The organism is Pseudarthrobacter sp. DSP2-3-2b1 (assembly GCF_049895945.1).
Taxonomy (GTDB): Bacteria; Actinomycetota; Actinomycetes; order Actinomycetales; family Micrococcaceae; genus Arthrobacter.
In genome coordinates this window covers 23,243-40,998 of the sequence record NZ_JAFCTI010000014.1, presented here as the reverse complement: position 1 = coordinate 40,998, position 17,756 = coordinate 23,243, and the positions used below count along the sequence as shown (strand labels likewise).

The 17,756-nt window shown below is 65.6% G+C and carries 12 protein-coding genes; 6 read left to right on the top strand and 6 right to left on the bottom strand.

Going from position 1 to position 17,756, the window contains the following annotated elements; translation table 11 throughout:
• The first annotated feature begins 1 nt into the window (after position 1).
• Positions 2-493, top strand: coding sequence for a nuclear transport factor 2 family protein (locus tag ACP7AX_RS15975; RefSeq protein WP_426227762.1), 492 nt, complete (start codon positions 2-4; stop codon positions 491-493).
• Complete coding sequence (locus tag ACP7AX_RS15970; protein WP_426227760.1) at positions 490-1,386, top strand: SDR family oxidoreductase; 897 nt, start codon at positions 490-492, stop codon at positions 1,384-1,386. The genes ACP7AX_RS15975 and ACP7AX_RS15970 overlap by 4 nt, the downstream gene beginning before the upstream one ends.
• 91 nt (positions 1,387-1,477) lie before the next feature.
• On the opposite strand, the gene ACP7AX_RS15965 is transcribed toward ACP7AX_RS15970, so the two are convergent.
• Positions 1,478-2,845 (bottom strand): MFS transporter, encoded by a 1,368-nt coding sequence (locus ACP7AX_RS15965; protein WP_426227758.1) that lies wholly within the window; start codon positions 2,843-2,845, stop codon positions 1,478-1,480.
• Positions 2,846-2,994: 149 nt separating this feature from the next.
• On the opposite strand from ACP7AX_RS15965, the gene ACP7AX_RS15960 reads away from it, so the two are divergent.
• Positions 2,995-3,849 (top strand): LysR substrate-binding domain-containing protein, encoded by an 855-nt coding sequence (locus tag ACP7AX_RS15960; RefSeq protein WP_131683281.1) that lies wholly within the window; start codon positions 2,995-2,997, stop codon positions 3,847-3,849.
• Positions 3,850-4,478: 629 nt separating this feature from the next.
• Here the strand turns inward: ACP7AX_RS15960 and ACP7AX_RS15955 are convergent.
• Both ACP7AX_RS15955 and ACP7AX_RS15950 read right to left on the bottom strand, forming a co-directional pair.
• On the bottom strand, positions 4,479-8,015 hold the full coding sequence (locus tag ACP7AX_RS15955) for a proline dehydrogenase family protein (RefSeq protein ID WP_426227756.1): 3,537 nt from the start codon (positions 8,013-8,015) through the stop codon (positions 4,479-4,481).
• A 260-nt stretch (positions 8,016-8,275) separates the two neighbouring features.
• Entirely contained in the window at positions 8,276-9,739 is a 1,464-nt protein-coding gene (locus ACP7AX_RS15950) for an amino acid permease (protein ID WP_131683282.1), read from the bottom strand.
• 154 nt (positions 9,740-9,893) lie between these two features.
• Here ACP7AX_RS15950 and ACP7AX_RS15945 point away from each other — a divergent pair, with 154 nt between their 5' ends.
• The 3 genes from ACP7AX_RS15945 (at position 9,894) to ACP7AX_RS15935 (ending at position 12,330) form a co-directional block, all read left to right on the top strand.
• Complete coding sequence (locus tag ACP7AX_RS15945; RefSeq protein WP_426227754.1) at positions 9,894-10,829, top strand: LysR substrate-binding domain-containing protein; 936 nt, start codon at positions 9,894-9,896, stop codon at positions 10,827-10,829.
• A 97-nt stretch (positions 10,830-10,926) separates the two neighbouring features.
• A complete protein-coding gene (gene panD, locus ACP7AX_RS15940) occupies positions 10,927-11,352 on the top strand; it encodes an aspartate 1-decarboxylase (RefSeq protein WP_426227752.1) in 426 nt (141 codons plus the stop codon).
• 51 nt (positions 11,353-11,403) lie between these two features.
• Positions 11,404-12,330: an AEC family transporter gene (locus ACP7AX_RS15935; protein WP_426227750.1), complete on the top strand. Its 927-nt coding sequence runs from the start codon at positions 11,404-11,406 to the stop codon at positions 12,328-12,330.
• 16 nt (positions 12,331-12,346) lie between these two features.
• On the opposite strand, the gene ACP7AX_RS15930 is transcribed toward ACP7AX_RS15935, so the two are convergent.
• The 3 genes from ACP7AX_RS15930 to ACP7AX_RS15920 all read right to left on the bottom strand — a co-directional run bounded on the left by ACP7AX_RS15930 (position 12,347) and on the right by ACP7AX_RS15920 (position 17,687).
• On the bottom strand, positions 12,347-13,810 hold the full coding sequence (locus ACP7AX_RS15930) for an MFS transporter (RefSeq protein ID WP_131683285.1): 1,464 nt from the start codon (positions 13,808-13,810) through the stop codon (positions 12,347-12,349).
• A 33-nt stretch (positions 13,811-13,843) separates the two neighbouring features.
• A complete protein-coding gene (locus ACP7AX_RS15925) occupies positions 13,844-16,492 on the bottom strand; it encodes a trehalase-like domain-containing protein (protein WP_426227748.1) in 2,649 nt (882 codons plus the stop codon).
• 205 nt (positions 16,493-16,697) lie between these two features.
• On the bottom strand, positions 16,698-17,687 hold the full coding sequence (locus ACP7AX_RS15920; RefSeq protein ID WP_426227746.1) for an LLM class flavin-dependent oxidoreductase: 990 nt from the start codon (positions 17,685-17,687) through the stop codon (positions 16,698-16,700).
• Between the last annotated feature and the right edge of the window lie 69 nt (positions 17,688-17,756).

Below are 17,756 nucleotides of genomic sequence, written 5' to 3'. Positions count from 1 at the left end.
CATGACCCTCGACGACCGCACCGATGCCAGCCCCCTGGCCACAGTCCTTCGCCTGCTCGAAGCCGCCAACCGTCACGATCTGGACGCACTGGTGGCCTGTTTTTCGCCGGATTACGTCAACGAAACGCCGGCCCATCCGCTCCGTGGGTTTACCGGCCGCGAACAGGTCCGCCGAAACTGGGAACGGATCTTCGCCGCCGCCCCCAACACGGACCTCAGCCTGATCAGCCACAGCGTTGACGGGCCCCGCATCTGGACGGAACTTGCCATGGAGGGAACGCTGGCCGACGGATCCCCCAGCAGCATGGCAGGCGTAGCCATCTTCCACGTGGACGGCCCTGCCGGGGGAACCGGACGGATCATTGCCGCGAAGTTCTACCTTGAACCGGTTGAGCGGGCCAGCGGGAATGTCGATGACGCCATTGGCCGTCTGACGCACGCCCCCGCTCCTGCGACCACCCCCACTCCCACTCCAGGAGGTGTCCGGCCATGATTCTGTTGGCGGGTGGTTCGGGGACAGCCGGCAGGGTGGTGGCCGCGGCGTTGCAGGACGCCGGAATGCCGTTCCGCGTCCTGACCCGATCACCCCAAAGCGCCGCGGACCTCCAGAAGAGGGGCGTCCTGACTGTCCTTGGTACGGCGGAGAGCCGCGCTGATGCTGACCGCGCGGTGAGCGGTTGCACCGCCGTCGTCTCGGCCATCAGCGCCTTCGGCCCCCAATCAGGCAGCACCCCCGCAGCCGTGGACCGGGACGGAAACATCAACCTGATGGAAGCCGCAGCGCGGGCCGGCGTGAAGCAGTTTGTGCATTTCTCGATGCACGGGGCGTCAGTCTCGCATCCCCTGGAGCTGGCGCGGATGAAATACGCCGCCGAGCAGCGGCTGGTGGCCGGCAACCTGGACTGGACCATCCTGCGGCCCACCACCATCCTCGAAACCTACGCCGCGATCATGGGTGAGTCCCTGAGTAAGAGCGGCGTTGCTGTCGTCTTCGGGCGCGGGGACAACCCCGTCAACTTCGTCAGCGCCCTGGATCTGGCCGCGGCGGTGGTGTTTGCGCTCCATGGCGGGCTAAAGGACCAGGCGGTGGACATCGGCGGACCGGACAATCTGCCACTGAATGAACTGGCAGCCCTCCTGGTGAAACGCAACGGGAGTGGCCGGACAGTCCACGTTCCGATACCCATGCTCCGCATCGCCGCTGCCGGGGCCCGGCTGGTGGCACCGCCGTGGGGCCGCGTCCTGGGTGGGGCCGTGAATCTGGGATCTGCGGACATGCGGTTCGACGCCGCCTCCGAACGTGCCAAGCTCCCGGGGGTGCCATTCACACCCGTTCGGGAGGCCCTTGCGGCGCCCGGTCCGGCAGTGCCCGGGCAGACCGTTTAGGCAGGCGCCCGGCGGCGGCTTAGTCCCGGCGCGGCTTAGTGCAGGCGCGGCTTAGTGCAGGAGGCGGAGACGGATGCGGTGGTCGGCTATTTTAGGCGGCCGACGCCCGGCTCACGATGCGCACCGGGTGGCGCCGGTCCTTCAGGTTCACCCTGAGCCCGAGGGCACCCTTGCGGGCAAGCACGACGCCGACCGTCAGGGCAGCGAACGCCGGCACCCCGCCTGAAACGAACAAGGCAACGTGGGGATTCACGTTTTCGGCAATCCAGCCGAGCATGGGCCCGCCGATGGCCTGGCCGCCGATCAGCACCATGATGTACAGGCTCATGACGCGGCCGCGGATGCCCATGTTGGAGCTGATCTGGACCAGCTGGTTGGAGCCGGTGAGGAACATCAGGCACCAGAAGCCGGACATCACCATGACCGCCCCGAACCAGACCAGGGACGGGGCGAACGCGGCCAGGCACAGCATCACGCCGTACATTCCGGCGCAGAACACCACGGACCTAAGCCGCAGCTGCCGGCGCCGGGTGGACGCAACGGCACCGGCCAGGGCGCCCAGTGCTACGAGGGCGTTCAGCAGGCCGTAGCCCCCGGCGCCGATGTCGAACACCCGGTCAGCGAAGGCAGCCAGCAGCACGGGCAGGCTCATGGCGAACACGGCGATGAACCCTGCCATCAACCACGGCCAGTAAATGGTGGGTTTGCTGAGGGCGTACCGCAGCCCCTCGCGCAGCATGCCCTTCTTCTTGGGCGCCGGCCTGCTGATGAACAGCCGGTCCTTGCGCAGGAGCAGCAACATGGTCACCGTGGAGCAGCACGCCAGCGCATTCGCGGCAAAAGCCCATCCTGCACCGACGGCGGTGAGCAGCAGACCCGCCAGCGCAGGACCGATCAGCCCGCCCAGCTGGAAAGTGGTGGAGTTGACGCTGATGGCATTGCGCAGGTACTTCGGGCCTACCAACTCGTTCACGAACACCTGCCGCGCCGGCTGGTCCAGGACAGTGACCAAGCCCAGCACCAACGCGATGACATAGACGTGCCAGACTTCCACCGCGCCGCTGAGGGCAAGAACTGCCAGTGCCGCCGCCAGCACGCCGGCCATGGACTGGCACAGGATGAGGATCTTCCGCTTGGCGAACCTGTCAGCCATCATTCCGCCCCACGGGCCGAGGATCAGCGATGGCAGGAACTGCAGTGCCACCGTGATGCCCACGGCCGTGACGGAGCCGGACAGTTCCAGCACCAGCCAGTCCTGGGCAATCCGCTGCATCCAGAGCGCGATCACTGCAACGAAGTGGCCAATCGCGAAGATGCGGAAGTTGGGGACCTTCAGGGAGATGAACGTGTGGCGCCAGGGGAGGTGTTCACTGACGACGGCGATGGGCTGGGTCTGGGAGGAAGCTGAGTCGATAACGGGTTGGCTGACGGTTGCCGATGAAGGCGGTGGGGGTGCCACAGGGATGTCCTCAGGGAAGCGGGCGGTCCGGGATGACTCCAACGCTAAGCTGAACCGGAGCGATTATGTAGAACTATCGAGTCAATAACTAGCATTACAATCCGTAATAGGGCCCGCTTTAGGGCCACTGCAGCGCGCAAGGAGACCCCGTGTTTGAACCCGCCCAGCTCCGCTCCTTCCTGGCCGTGGCTGAGACGCTGAGCTTCACCAAGGCCGCCGAGCGGCTGGGGCTCGCACAGCCCACCGTCAGCCAGCACGTCCGCAAACTGGAGCTGGCCGCCAAGCGGGTCCTCATCACCAGGGACACCCGTGACGTCCGCCTGACGGACAACGGGGATGCCATGGCCGGTTTTGCCCGGACCATCCTCTCGGCGCACGATGCCGCCGCGCGCTACTTCTCGGGCTCCGCGATGCGCGGCCGGCTCCGCTTCGGTACGGCCGATGACCTTGCCATCACAGGACTTCCCCGGATTCTGCGCGAGTTCCGGCAGGTCTATCCGCAGATCAACCTTGAGCTGACGGTGGGCCAGAGCGACCAGCTGTACCGGAAGCTCAACGCAGGCCAGTTGGACCTCGTGTTCGTGAAGTGGGTGGCCGGGGCCAAGGACGGCACGGTAGTCCAGCACGATTCCTTCTCGTGGGTGGGACTGGAGCAGACCTCCCTCGAGCCGGGTGATCACGTGCCGCTGATCGCCTACCCCTCCCCCAGCCTCAGCCGGAAGCTGGCCATCGACGCCCTTGAATCACACGGCCGGACGTGGCGGATCACCTGCACCACCCGGCAAATCAGCGGAGTCCTGGCGGCACTCAGGGCGGGCATCGGGATCGCCGTTATGCCGACGTCGCTCGTTCCCGAGGACCTGAAGATCATCACCCGCCGGTTTGACCTTCCGCCGGTGGGCGACGTCGACTTCACACTGATCCGCAATCCGCTGGCCAACGCCGAAGTGATCGATGCACTGACCCAGGCCATCGTGGGCAGGACCCTGAAGAAGTCGGCCTGACAGCGCCCGGACCGGGCCCAGGGTTTGCTCAAACCATTGTAGAAAAAGCCCGCCTCCCCTATGCTGGATTATCCATGGGGTCAAGCAGTGGCCGGTTCAAACCGTACGAGTGCGCCCTGCAGCCCATGGGGCGGCCGCGCTCGGGATAGGCAGCCAATGACGACAGCCGAGAACACCCATCTTTACCCAGCATTAACGCGCACGCACCACCCGGTGCGTCCTCTGGTCACCCACCATTCGGGTCACAGCTCCATCACTTCCAGGGCGGAGCCCGAGTTCGTCAGCAAGCCCACGTGCGATAAGTGCGGCACCGACGAGTTCATTTATTTGGAGTCGTACATTCCTCCGGTTTACCGGCGTGACGGGGCGGTCAGGACACTGGGCGAAGTCGCCTATACCTGCACCCGTTGTGAAGAATTTTCCGCCCACAGCGTTCCCGCCTCGTGGGCTCCCCCGGGCTGGTACCTGGGGTGACTACTGAAGGTCTCCTGCCGCGCCGCAGCCGTTAGCTGAAGCGCAGCCCCATCCGATAACAGCGAAAGGCCCGGCGGCTCAACAAGGTGGCCGCCGGGCCTTTCGCTGTGTCAACCCTCTTAGTCAACGGTGATCTGACCGGGCCGGGTTCACGCTCAGATCAGGGCGTCCGAGAGGTGGTTCGGCGTTCCGAAGCGGTGCGCCGTGATGCTGATGGCCTGCTCGTGCAGGAACGGCAGCAGCTCCACGTACCCGGCCTCCGTGACCGGGTGCGAGTACACCGCAAGGTCCGGCCGGCCGTCCGTCGCTTCCGCCAGGGCAGTGGCGTCCCCGCCGATCAGCCGGATCCGTGCGCCGGACAGCTTGCCCGCCGCGGCGAGGCGGGCTGCGGTTGCCAGCCATTCGGCGTCGGACTCCACCATCACGTTGATGTCCAGTCCGGTGAGCACCGCGCGCAGCTGTGCGGGAAGCTCGACGGCGGTGGAGACGGTCAGTTGCGAACCGGCCAGGACGCCAGCGGCGACAGTCCGGGCGAGGTGCGCCAGCGGGGCACCTTCGGAGAGCCGGACGGTGACCGGCAGCGGACGGTAGCGGAAGATGTTCCGCTCCGCGCTCAGGCCGGAGACGTCCTTGGCGGTCCCGAACTCGTCGGCCCAGGCCTGCGCATCGGATGCGAGCGAGCGCTGGAGGGACTCCAGTTCGGCCGGCTGGACGGCATCCGCGGTGGCGTTCAAGATCCGGCGCACCCCTGAGTTGGTCACTGCTGCCGACGATGTGGCTTCGCTGCTGACCCAGTGGCCGAGGCCGGTCAGGTAGTTGGGCCCGCCGGCCTTGGTGCCGGCCCCCACTGCGGACTTCTTCCAACCACCGAACGGCTGGCGCTGCACAATGGCCCCGGTGATGCCGCGGTTCACGTACAGGTTTCCGGCCTGGATACTGTCGAGCCAGATGCCCAGCTCGTCCGGGTTCAGGGAGTGCAGGCCGGCGGTGAGACCGTATTCGATCTGGTTCTGGATGGCGATGGCCTCTTCCAGGGTGTCAGCGGTCATCACGCCAAGGACCGGTCCGAAGAACTCGGTGAGGTGGAAGTAGGACCCGCGGCGGACGCCGTAGCGCACGCCCGGGCTCCACAGGCGGCCGGTGCCGTCCAGCTTCTTCGGCTCAACAGCCCAGTTTTCGCCTTCGCCGAGCGTGGTGAGGGCGTTGAGGAGCTTGCCGTTGGCTGGCTCGATGATCGGGCCCATCTGGCTGGTGGGGTCCTCCGGGTAGCCCACCTTCAGTGAGGTCACGGCGTCCACAAGCTGGTTGTGGAAGCGCTTGGACTTGGCAACCGAGCCCACCAGGATCACCAGTGAGGCTGCGGAGCACTTCTGGCCGGCGTGGCCGAACGCGGAGTAGGCCACGTCCTTGGCTGCCAGGTCCAGATCGGCGCTGGGAGTGATGATGATGGCGTTCTTGCCGCTGGTCTCGGCCAGGAGCGGCAGGTCCTTGCGGAAGGAACGGAACAGCTCGGCGGTCTCGTAGCCGCCGGTGAGGATTACCCGGTCCACGGCGGGGTGCGAGATCAGCTGCTTGCCCAGTTCCCGCTCACCCAGCTGGACCATGGTCAGCACGTCCCGCGGAACGCCGGCTTCCCAGAGGGCTTCGATCATCACGGCGCCGCTGCGGCGGGCCTGCTTGGCGGGTTTGATCACGACGGCGGAGCCGGCGGCGAGTGCCGCGAGGGTGGACCCTGCGGGGATGGCAACAGGGAAGTTCCATGGCGGGGTCACCACGGTGAGCTTCGCCGGGACGTACGTGGCGCCGTCGACCTTTTCCAGTTTGCGCGCCGATTCGGCGTAGTAGTGGGCAAAGTCCACGGCTTCGCTGACCTCGGGATCGCCCTGGTCGATGGTCTTGCCGGTTTCGCTGGCCATGACCTCGAGGAGATCGGCGCGGCGGGCCTCCAGGACGTCGCCGGCTCGGTGCAGTATCTCGGCGCGCTCGTCGCCGGACAGGGCACCCCAGGCCTTGCCCTTTTCAACTGCTGTTTCGATCACGGTGTTGAGGGTTGCCTCGTCCTTGATGGTGGCTGCTTCCACGGCGGCGTTGCCCAGCGTGGAGGACGGGACGCGGCCCAGGATGGCCCGGCCCCAGTCGCGGTTGGCGGGCAGGGACGGATCCGTGTCCGGGGTGTCCTTGAACGAATCGTGCGGCAGCGGCTGCGGCGGGAGGTTGCGGTTCTGCTGCCGGTTGGCCGGGGGGACGGCGTCGTCGAGCGTGTCCAGGGAGGCGAGGAAGCGCTGCTTCTCGCGCTCAAACAGGGCAGTGCTTGTTGGGGAGTTCCCCCCCAGCTCGAACACCGCGGACATGAAGTTATCCTGGCTGGCGCCCTCTTCGAGGCGGCGGATCAGGTAGGCGATCGCGACGTCGAACTCGGCCGGGTGCACCACGGGGGTGTAGAGCAGGAGCGAGCCGACGTCCTTCTTGACGGCTTCTGCCTGGCCCTGAGCCATGCCGAGCAGCATCTCGAACTCGATACTCTGCGGTGCGGTATCCGCGATGCCGCGCTGCCTGGCCAGGAGCCAGGCGAAGGCGATGTCGAACAGGTTGTGGCCAGCCACGCCGATGCGGATGTTTTTGATCCGGTCCGGGTGCAGCGAGTAGTTGATGACCCGCTTGTAGTTGGTGTCTGAGTCCTGCTTGGTGTGCCAGGTGGCCAGGGGCCAGTCGTGCAGCGAGGATTCCACCTGTTCCATGGGCAGGTTGGCGCCCTTGACCACGCGGACCTTGATGGCGGCACCGCCGTTGGCCCGGCGCTCCGCAGCCCAGTCCTGGAGGCGGATCATGGCTGCGAGGGCGTCCGGGAGGTAGGCCTGGAGCACGATGCCGGCTTCCAGGTCCTTGAACTCGGGCTTGTCCAGGATCCGGGTGAAGACCGCGATGGTCATGTCCAGGTCCTTGTATTCCTCCATGTCCAGGTTGATGAACTTGGCCTTCTCACCGGGGCCGGTCCCTGCGAAGGAGGCGGCGCGCGCGAACAGCGGCGTGAGCTTTTCGACGACATGCTCCACTGCCTCATCGAACGCCCAGGCAGAGTGCGGGGCCACGGTGGAGGACACCTTGATGGAGACGTAGTCAACGTCCGGCCGGGCAAGGAGGGTGTGGGTGCCCTCGAGCCGGCGGGAGGCCTCGTGCTCGCCGAGCACTGCTTCGCCGAGGAGGTTGACGTTGAGCTTGATGCCGTCCTTGCGGATCTTGGCGATGGCCGGCCCGAGCTTGGCGTCGGTGGCGTCCACGATCAGGTGGCCCACCATTTCGCGGAGCACGCGGCGGGCGATCGGGATGACAACCTGGGGCAGGACCGGGGCCATGGTGCCGCCGAGCTGGACCGCGCGGCGCATGTACCAGGGCAGGAACGCCGGAACCTTGGGCGCCAGGGCGGCCAGGTTGCGGGCGGCGACGTTAAGGTCCTCGGGGCGGACCACGCCGTCCACGAAGCCCACGGTGAAGTCCAGCCCATTGGGGTCCTTCAGGACGCCGGCCAGCTGCTGCGCGGAAGCGTCCACCGGAACCTTCGACGCTTCGGTGAGCCAGTGGCGGACCAACGCGATGGTTTCCGCGGCCAGGGCACGGGCCTGGGGGACGTCAACGTCAGCAGTGCGCGGCGCGGATCCGGCGTTCACGCCGGGCTCGATTGCAGTGTTGGTCATGGCTGATTCTCGTTCTTTCTTCGGGAGCGAAGGGGTCTTATCCATCAGTATGAGCCTGCGGTCACATAAGATAAAGCGATGTTTTCTGAGCAATACAGGTTAGAAAACCCAACCCTTCCCCCGACGCTCTCTCACTCCCTGCGCCTTTTCAACGGACGCTCTCTCACTTGCTGCAGGAAAACCGAAAACGCTCTATCACTTTCTTCAAGAAAGTGATAGAGCGTCCGGTTTTATACGACAGGAAGTGCCAGAGCGTTGGGTCAGGCGAGGGGGCGGTGCATCTCCACGATTTCCTCGTGACGCGGGCTGTTGGGATTCATCAGCGAGTTCTTCTTGCCGTAGAAGAAGTAGATGGCCAGGCCGATGACCAGCCACACACCGAACCGCATCCAGGTTTCCCAGTGCAGCTGGGTCATCAGGAAGGCCGAGGCCAGGACGCCGAAGGCGGGAATCACGGGCATGAACGGCAGGCGGAAGGTGCGCGGGGCGTCCGGCTTCTTGTAACGGAACACGATGACAGCGAAGCAGACGACGACGAACGCGGCCAGGATGCCGATATTGGTAAGGTCCGCGACCTCCTTGATGGGGAACACGCCGGCCAGCAGGGCAGAAGCGACGCCGGCAATCCAGGTGACCCGTTGCGGCGTGCCGTGCCGGTCGGTCTTGGAGAACCAGCCAGGCAGGAGTCCATCACGGCTCATCGAGAACCAGACGCGGGTGACACCCAGGAGGAACGTCAGCATCACGGTCAGGATGGACAGGACGGCAAAGACCGAAATGATGGTGGCGATGACGGGCAGGCCAACCCCGGTGAAAGCTGACGCGAAGCCGGCTGTGGGGTTGATGTCCTTGTAGTTCTGCATTCCGGTCAGCACCAGCGTTGCGGCAACGTAGAGCAGCATGGCGATGATCAGCGACAGGATGATGGCCTTCGGCATGTGCTTCTTGCCGTCAGTAGCCTCTTCCGCTGCGGTACTCATGGCGTCATAGCCGAACACCGCGAAGAACACGGTGGCAGCGCCGGCCAGTACGGGTCCGAATCCGCTGGGCATAAACGGGTTGTAGTTGTTGGTGTCGATGTAGAAAATGCCGAGACCGATGATGAACAGGATCAGGATGACCTTGATGGCAACGGCCACCAGTTCGAACCGGCCAAACGCCTTGGTGCCGCGGGAGAGGATCCAGGTCACGATCAGGCAGACCACGATCGCCGGAATGTTGACGATGCCACCCTTGCCTTCATCCGGCGTCGAGGTCATCCAGAGCGGCATCTGGATGCCGATCCCCGAAAGGAACGCATCGAAATAGCCCGAGATGCCGATGGCCACCACGGCCACAATCGCGATGTATTCGAGCAACAGGTCCCAGCCGATGAACCAGCCGATCACCTCGCCCAGCGCCACGTAGCCGTAGGTGTAGGCGGAACCCGCCCGCGGGATCATGCCTGCAAATTCGGCGTAGGACAGGGCGGCCGCCGCGGAAGCCAGGCCAGCGATCAGGAAGGAGAACAGCACGGCGGGCCCCACACCCGGAGTGTCTGCGCTGCCAGCCGCCACCAGTCCTGCGAGGGAGAAGATGCCGACGCCGATGATGCCGCCGACGCCGATGGCGGTGAGCTGCCAGAGTCCGAGGGACTTGAACAGGCCGCTGTGCTTGTTTTCTTCTTCGATGTCGTCAATGGGCTTGCGCCTCATGATCGACTGGGACATGTCTTTAGTGGTCATCAGGAACTCCTGCTTGGGGTGGGGGCCCGTCACGGCGGTCACTGGCGGCACGTGTGACGGAGGCAACTCAGTCACCTCAGTATGCAAGCCTGCTTGCATTAGATAAAGTGACTACTTCTAACCAATATCCATTAGATTCGGTAAGGAATTCCTCATGCTTGATGTTCGCCGCCTCAGGCTCTTGCGGGAATTGAAGATCCGGGGCACCCTCGCGGAAGTGGCAGACGCACTCCAGTACAGCCCGTCGTCGGTCTCTCAGCAGCTGGCCTTGCTCGAGAAGGAAGTGGGCGTGGAGCTGCTGCGGAAAACCGGACGGCGTGTCCAGCTGACGCCCCAGGCGGAGGTCCTTGTGGCCCACACCGCCCAGCTGCTGGAGACCATGGAGCAGGCGGAAGCGGACCTCGCCGCCTCCCTCACCACCGTCACAGGGACGGTCCGGATAGCGGTGTTTCAGTCCGCAGCACTTGCGCTGATGCCGGATACGCTCACACGGATGGGAGCGGCTTATCCGGAGGTGCGGATTGAGATGATCCAGCGCGAGCCGGAAACCGCGCTGCACGAGACGTGGGCGCGGGACTTTGACCTGGTGATCGCCGAACAGTATCCAGGCCACGCCGCGCCGCGCTATCCCGAACTTGACCGCGTCAAGCTGACCACCGACGCCATCCGGCTTGCCGTTCCGCCAAGGACTCCGGACCAGTCACCAGTCACCTCGCTGGAGGAAACGGCAGCGCTGCCGTGGGTGATGGAGCCTCGTGGTGCGGCCTCCCGGCACTGGGCGGAACAGGCCTGCCGCAGCGCAGGCTTCGAGCCCGACGTCCGGTTCGAAACAGCGGACCTCCAGGCCCAGATGCGGCTTATCGAATCCGGGAATGCCGTGGCACTGATGCCTGACCTTGTATGGATCGGGCGCGGCACTACCGCCCAGTTGCTGGATCTGCCCGGCAATCCGCACCGCACCATCTTCACCTCGGTGCGCCGTTCCAGCGCCCAGCGTCCAGCCATCCTCGCTGCCCGGGAGACTCTGGCGGTGGCTGCCGCGTCCGTAGCCCAGACTGACGACGGCGGCGTCCCCGCCGGGGGTGGGTAACAACGCTTTGCGTCCTGGCCGGTTCCGGAACTGCCCGGCCGTAGTGTTCCCTGCGTCACTGCGCGATGAGAAGGGCCGGCGCTAGACTGTGGCTGTTATGAATCGCACAATGTTCAAGTCCAAAATTCATCGGGCCACCGTCACGCACGCCGACCTCCACTACGTAGGTTCGGTCACCGTAGACCTGGACCTCCTTGATGCTGCCGATATCCTCCCCGGTGAGCTTGTGGCCATTGTGGACGTGACCAATGGTGCGCGCCTGGAGACCTACACCATCGCCGGTGAGCGGGGCTCGGGCGTTATCGGCATCAACGGTGCCGCCGCGCACCTGATGCATGAGAACGACATTGTCATCCTGATCACGTATGCGCAGATGACCACGGAAGAGGCTCAGGCCTACTCGCCGAAGGTTGTCCACGTGGACCGGGACAACAGGATCGTCCAGATCGGGAACGATCCCGCGGAGGGCCACACGCCCGGCCTGATGCGCCCGCCATTCGCCCTTAATAACGCCGCACTGTAGCCGGAGCGTGAGTCCGGGCAACCATCACCCCCGAAGATTCGGGGGCACTTCTTGGTAGGCGTGCTGCAGGGCTTTTTTGTGGTCTGGTTCATCATCCTGGTGGGCTGGTTTGTTGGCCGGCAGAGAATTCTTGGCGAGAACGGCCGCCAGGTCCTGAGTGGACTGACCTTCTTCGTGGCGAGCCCGGCCCTGCTGTTCGAGACCCTCAGCAAGGCGGAGCTGAACGCCGTCTTCGCGGAACCCCTGCTGGTCACGGCCGTCGCCGCCTTCGCCAGCGCCCTTGTCTTCTTTGCGATCGTGAAGTTCTGGTTAAAACGGGCGATGCCGGAAGCGCTGATGTCCTCGATGGCCGCATCCCTGGTCAACTCCGCCAACCTGGGCATTCCCATCGCCATCTACGTCCTCGGCGATGCCAGCTACGTGGCGCCGCTGCTGATTTTCCAGCTTGCCTTCTTCTCACCGCTGTTCCTGATGCTCCTGGACGCCAGCACCAGCTCCCACCGCACCACACCGCTGGGGTTTGTCCTGATGATCCTGCGGAATCCCATGATTGTTGGCTCCGGGCTGGGCCTGCTGGTGGCGGGCAGCGGCTGGGAGGTGCCGCCGCTGGTCCTGGAGCCAATCCATCTGATTGGCGGCGCGGCCATCCCTGCCATGTTGATCGCTTTTGGCATGAGCCTGAACGGCGGCAGGCCGTTGCAGGCGGCGGCGGGCAGACGTTTCGATACTGTCCTGGCGAGTACTTTCAAGCTTGTGGTGCAGCCGGCAATGGCCTATGTTTTTGCCCGCTTTGCCCTGGGCATGGAAGGGCACGCGTTGTTTGCCGTGGTGGTCATTTCCTCCCTGCCCACGGCGCAGAACGTCTTTGTTGCCGCCAGCCGCTACAACACCGGCCTTACCGTAGCCAAGGACACCGTCCTGATCACCACCGTGGTGGCGGTGCCCGCGATGATCGGCGTCGCCCTGCTGCTGAACTGAACCGCGTCCGCGGCGGTCAGCGCACCTCAGGCGAGTCCGTGGCCGGGTCAGGGTTGAAGGCCTGCCGGTGTGGGCTGGTTTTAGGTGTAGCCGGCATGGCAATCACCGCGGCCACCGTGAGGACAGCGCCGGCGAGCACGCTGAGGAACACGGCCCCGGAAGCCGCCACCACGTTTGACCCATTGCCTGTCCCCCCAGCGGAGGCGGCGTAAACGGCATTGGCCACCGCGCCGAAGGCAGCCACTCCCAGTGCACTGCCGATCGAGCGGGCAAAGAGATTGGTGCTGGTGACCACACCGCGTTCGTTCCACGGAACGCTGGACTGGGCAGCGATCAGGGTGGGCGTGGCCACCAGGCCAAGGCCAAGCCCGACGACGAAGCAGCTGCCTGCCACCAGCGCCACGTTGGGAGTGGCTGAGGTCAGCGCGAGGATGGCCACCCCGAGGACGGTGATGCTGATGCCGATCAGCGCTGTGGACTTGAAGCCGATCCGCAGGTAGAAACGGCCCGCCTGTGACGCACTGATCGGCCAGCCGACGGTCAACGCCGCCAGCGCCAGGCCGGCAACCAGCGGGGATGTTGCCAGCGCGCCGTCCAGGAAAGTGGGCACATAGGAAGTCAGCCCGATCATGACCGTTCCCACACCGAAGGAGACCAGTGCGGTGGTGCCGAGCAGCCGCCGCGATAGGACGTACGGCGGGAAGACGGGTTCGGCTGCCCGCCGCTCAACCAGGATGAACAGGACCAGAAGGACCGCTCCGGCGGCGAAGATGCCGATGCTGACCGGCGAGTCCCACGCCCAGGTGTTCCCGCCTTGGAGCGCACCGAGGATCAGCAGGGTGAGCGATCCCGCCAGCAGGGCCGCTCCGGGATAGTCCACCTTGTGTTTGGCAGGCTCCACGTTCTCATGCAAGGTACGCAGCAGCATCCACCCCGCCAGCAGGCACAGCGGGACGTTGACCAGGAAGATCCCCCGCCAGGCGTCCAAGGAGGCGAAAATACCGCCGAGGCTCGGCCCCACAACGGACGACGCCGCCCAAACACTCGCGAGGTAGCCCTGGACTTTGGCGCGTTCCTCGAGCGAATAGATGTCCCCGGCGATGGTGATCGAAACCGGCAGCACGGCCCCGGCGCCCAGGCCCTGCAACGCACGGAAGGCAATGAGCGCCGGCATACTCCAGGCGAAACCGCAGAGGATGGAACCAAGGAGGAAAAGTCCGATGCCGGCCAGGATGATCGGTTTGCGGCCGGCCATGTCGGACAGCTTCCCGTAAATGGGTACCGAGACAGCCTGGGCCAGCAGGTACGCCGAGAAGAGCCAGGGGAAAGACGCGAACCCGCCGATGTCAGCCACGATCGAGGGCACGGCTGTGGCCACGATGGTTGCGTCAATGGCTACCAGGCCGGTGGCCAGCATGAGGGCAATGAGGATGGGGCCTCGTTCGGAGCGGAATCCCACTGGATTGGCCTGGGTTGTCATCGCTCCACTCTAGGGAGGGAACGGTGCGGCCACCTAGTGCTTCGCCCGCGGTTCCTGCCTGTCATGATGCATGTCCAGCAGCCGGGCGCAGCGGATGAAGCCCAGGTGCGAGTAGGCCTGGGGATGGTTTCCCAGGTGGGTTTCCGTACTGGGATCGTATTCCTCGGGCAGCAGCCCGGTGGGCCCGAACAAATTCACCAACTGATCGAACAGATCCCAGGCCTCCTCAATCCTGCCCACCGCAACGTACGCCTCAATCAGCCAGGTGGTGCAGATGTGGAAGCCGCCCTCCAGACCCGGCAGGCCGTCGTCGTACCTGTAGCGGAAGACGGTTGGCCCCACCCGCAGTTCCCGTTCCACAGCGGTGACGGTGTCCAGGAAGCGCTGGTCGGTGACGTCCAGCAGGCCGGACAGCCCCATGTGCAGGACGGCGGCATCCAGGTCCGGGCTGTCGTAGGCCACCGTGTAGGACTGGGCGGACTCATCCCAGCCCTCGCGCAGGACTTCCTCACGGATGGTTTGGGCGGTGGGTTCCCAGGAGGGTTCCGGCGCCCTGCCGTGCCTTTCCGCGGTGCGGAGTGCCCGGTCCAGCGTTACCCAGCACATGACTTTGGTGTAGACGTGGTGACGCGGGGGGCGGCGGGCTTCCCAGATGCCATGGTCGGGTTCGTGCCAGCGGGCCAGGACGGCGGCCGCCATCTGCACCATGAGTTCCCAGTGGTCATCTGCGAGGGTTCCGTGCCGTTCGCTGAGCGTATGGATCAGCTCAGCAATGGGGCCGAAGACGTCCAGCTGGACCTGGTGGTCAGCGGCGTTGCCGATCCGGACGGGACGGGAGCCCGCGTACCCGGGCAGGCTGTCGACGACGGCTTCCGTGGACAGCGGCGCGCCCGTGACGGAGTACAGGGGGTGCAGCCATTCCGGGCCGGGCGCGTGTTCAAGGATGCGGCCCAGCCACGCCAGGAATCCGGCCGCCTCGGTGGTGGAGCCGAGGTCCGCGAGCGCATTCACGGTCATGGACCCGTCGCGCAGCCAGCAGTACCGGTAATCCCAGTTCCGGGTGCCGCCGATTCCCTCCGGCAGCGATGTGGTGGGCGCGGCCAGCACGGCACCGGTTGGCTCGTGCACCAGGGCACGGAGGACCAGCGCGGAGCGGCGGACCAGTGACGGTTTTACCGAGGGAAGCTCGAGATCCCGCACCCAGCGCCGGGAATGATGGGCTACCCCGGCGCGCCGATCAGTCTCCCCGCTGGGATCCGCCAACTGCGGTTCAGTATCCCCGCAGCGCAGGTTGAGGACCACTGGCCCGTCCTGCAGGTTGACCGAAGCCATGGCTGTGGCATGGCGGCCGTCGGAGGTGATGGTGAAGCTGACGCCGGGGGCAAACAGGATGATCGGATCCGATGTGCCCACCACGTGGAGTTCGTCGCCGCGGGCCTCCATGCTGAACGGGGCGTTGGCGTAGTCCGGGCGCGGTGCGAAGACGATTTTTGCGCCGCCGGTGCCGGACAGCACCCGGACCAGGCTGGTGATCCCCTCCGGCGCGGGTTCCAGATAGTCGGTGACAGTGACATCAGCCCAGCGGGTCTCCACGATCATGGTGCTGTCCACATACCGCTGACCCAGCACCTGGGAGGGCTTGACCGGTTCCACAGAGAAGTGCCCTGCTGCGTCCCCGCCCAGGATGTGCGCGAACAGAGAGCCTGAATCCGGCAGCGGGTGGCTCATCCAGCAGATCTTGGCGTCCGGGGTGACCAAAGCGGTGGAGGATCCGTTGCCGATCATCGAGTGCCGCTCCAGCCCCACGGCGTCCTCACCGAAGAGCCACGCGCGGCGCAGTTCGAAGAGCATGGCAAGGACCCGGGCGAATGATTCCGGGTCCCGCAGCCGGTGGGTGGCCCGGGTGTCCCCAGGCCCCACGCGCAGGCCCATGTCCGGACCCCGCAGGGTGGCGATGGCCAGCTCGTCGCTGTAGGCGTCCCCCGCATACAGAGCGGCGCTGGCGCCAAGCCGGGACCTCAGGCTTTCGAGGGCGTCTGCCTTGGACGGTTCCACCACGGAGAGATCCAGCACTGAGCCGTCCACGATGAAGAACAAACCGTGGGCTTTGGCGATGTCCCGCGCCGTTTTGGTGACGGTCTTCACCACCTCAGCCGTGGCTGGCCGGGTGTGGACGGAGACAGCCACGGGTTTGCGTTCGATCCAGATGCCGGGGTGGAAGCCCACGGCTTCAGACAGTGCTGCACTGACCTTCTGGAGGGTGGCTTCGGTGGCGAGGGACTGGACGTGGGCGTACCCCATGTCCGACTCGGCACCGTGCGAACCGATGAGATGCACCTCGGCAGGAAGCCGGGACACCGCGGCGAGGTCACGCAGCGACCGCCCGGAAATGACGGCGGCATGGGTGTTGGGCAGGGCCGCCAGGGCGCGGAGTGCAATGGCTGCGCTGCCCAGCGGGAGGGTTTCGGTGGAGATGCCCTCGGCGTCGCACAGCGTTCCGCCGTAGTTGCAGGCCACGAGCAGGCCGGGCACCCGGGCCAGGACCTTTAGCTCTGCAAGCAGGGTGGGGGTAAAGCCCTCGTCTGCCACGTCCGACATAACGAACGCGCGGAGCAAGCCCAGCGGGAGGGATCGGGTCAGGAGCGCGGAATCGGCGACACTCTGATTGAGCGGAGTAGGCATTTGCATAACCCTTCGAGCAGATTCCTGCCCGGAACAGCGGCCCGTTGGATCTACCTGACGGACGTCCGGGTGGTGCCCCGCTCTGGAACTCCCCAGCGGAATTCCTGAGGGGGCATGTTCATTCTCCGCCCGGACCGTTTCCCGCGAAAGTCTCTTACATTACATATGTGTAAAAGTCGGAAAAGTGGGTAAGAGCCCCAAGGCCTCAGACCTTGGCCAACCCGGCGGCCTGTGCGAGCAATTCCACGGATCGCAGCCGCGCCCCGGTTTCGGTGCTCTGGTGCGCGACGATGAGTTCGTCGGCATCCGAGTGCTTGGCGAACTCGTCAAGGTACTCGATCACGGCGTCCGGCGTGCCGATGGCGGAGTACGTCATCATCTGCGAGACGTGCTGGCCCTGCGGGGAGTCAAGGATCATGTCCGCTTCGTCATCGGTGAACTCGCGTCCGCCGCCGAAGAACAGCGAGACCCGGGCGCGCTTGGTGGCCCGGAATGTCTCCTGTGCCTCGGACGCGGTGTCCGCTGCAATCACGTTCACGCCGGCGATCACGTGCGGGGCGTCCAGTTGGGCTGACGGCTTGAATTCGCGGCGGTAGATGGCTACTGCATCCTGCAGGGCGGTGGGCGCGAAGTGGGAAGCGAACGCGTACGGCAGGCCCAGCTGGGCGGCCAGGCGTGCGCCGAAGAGTGATGATCCCAGGATGTAGAGCGGGACGTTGGTGCCCTTGCCGGGAGTGGCCTCAACGCCCTGGATCCGGGTGGGACCGGTGAGGTAGCCCTGCAGTTCCAGAACGTCCTGGGGGAAGCTGTCCGAGGACATCGGATCGCGACGAAGGGCACGCAAGGTGTTCTGGTCACTGCCGGGGGCGCGGCCCAGGCCGAGGTCGATCCGGCCCGAGTGCAGGGTCTCCAGGGTGCCGAACTGCTCGGCGATGGTCAGCGGCGAGTGGTTGGGCAACATGATGCCGCCGGCGCCCAGCCTGATGGTGTTGGTGTGGGCCGCCACGTGGGCAATCAGCACACTGGTGGCCGACGAGGCGATGGAGGACATGTTGTGGTGCTCCGCGTACCAGATCCGCCGGTAGCCCAGCTCCTCGGCCCGCTGCGCCATGGCCACACTGCCCGCGAAACTCTCCGCCGCCGTCTGGCCCTTACCGATGGTTGCCAGGTCAAGGATGGAGAGGGGAAGCGTCACGTCGGGTGCCGGCCTTTCAATGCGTTGCGTAGTGGTTCGCCGCACCGGGTTCCGGCGGGCACACTGTGG

Coding starts and splice junctions, on each gene's coding strand:
- ACP7AX_RS15975 (WP_426227762.1), top strand. CDS start 2: ATGACCCTCGACGACCGCACCGATGCCAGCCCCCTGGCCACAGTCCTT.
- ACP7AX_RS15970 (WP_426227760.1), top strand. CDS start 490: ATGATTCTGTTGGCGGGTGGTTCGGGGACAGCCGGCAGGGTGGTGGCC.
- ACP7AX_RS15955 (WP_426227756.1), bottom strand. CDS start 8,015: ATGACCAACACTGCAATCGAGCCCGGCGTGAACGCCGGATCCGCGCCG.
- ACP7AX_RS15950 (WP_131683282.1), bottom strand. CDS start 9,739: ATGACCACTAAAGACATGTCCCAGTCGATCATGAGGCGCAAGCCCATT.
- ACP7AX_RS15945 (WP_426227754.1), top strand. CDS start 9,894: ATGCTTGATGTTCGCCGCCTCAGGCTCTTGCGGGAATTGAAGATCCGG.
- panD (WP_426227752.1), top strand. CDS start 10,927: ATGAATCGCACAATGTTCAAGTCCAAAATTCATCGGGCCACCGTCACG.
- ACP7AX_RS15930 (WP_131683285.1), bottom strand. CDS start 13,810: ATGACAACCCAGGCCAATCCAGTGGGATTCCGCTCCGAACGAGGCCCC.
- ACP7AX_RS15925 (WP_426227748.1), bottom strand. CDS start 16,492: ATGCCTACTCCGCTCAATCAGAGTGTCGCCGATTCCGCGCTCCTGACC.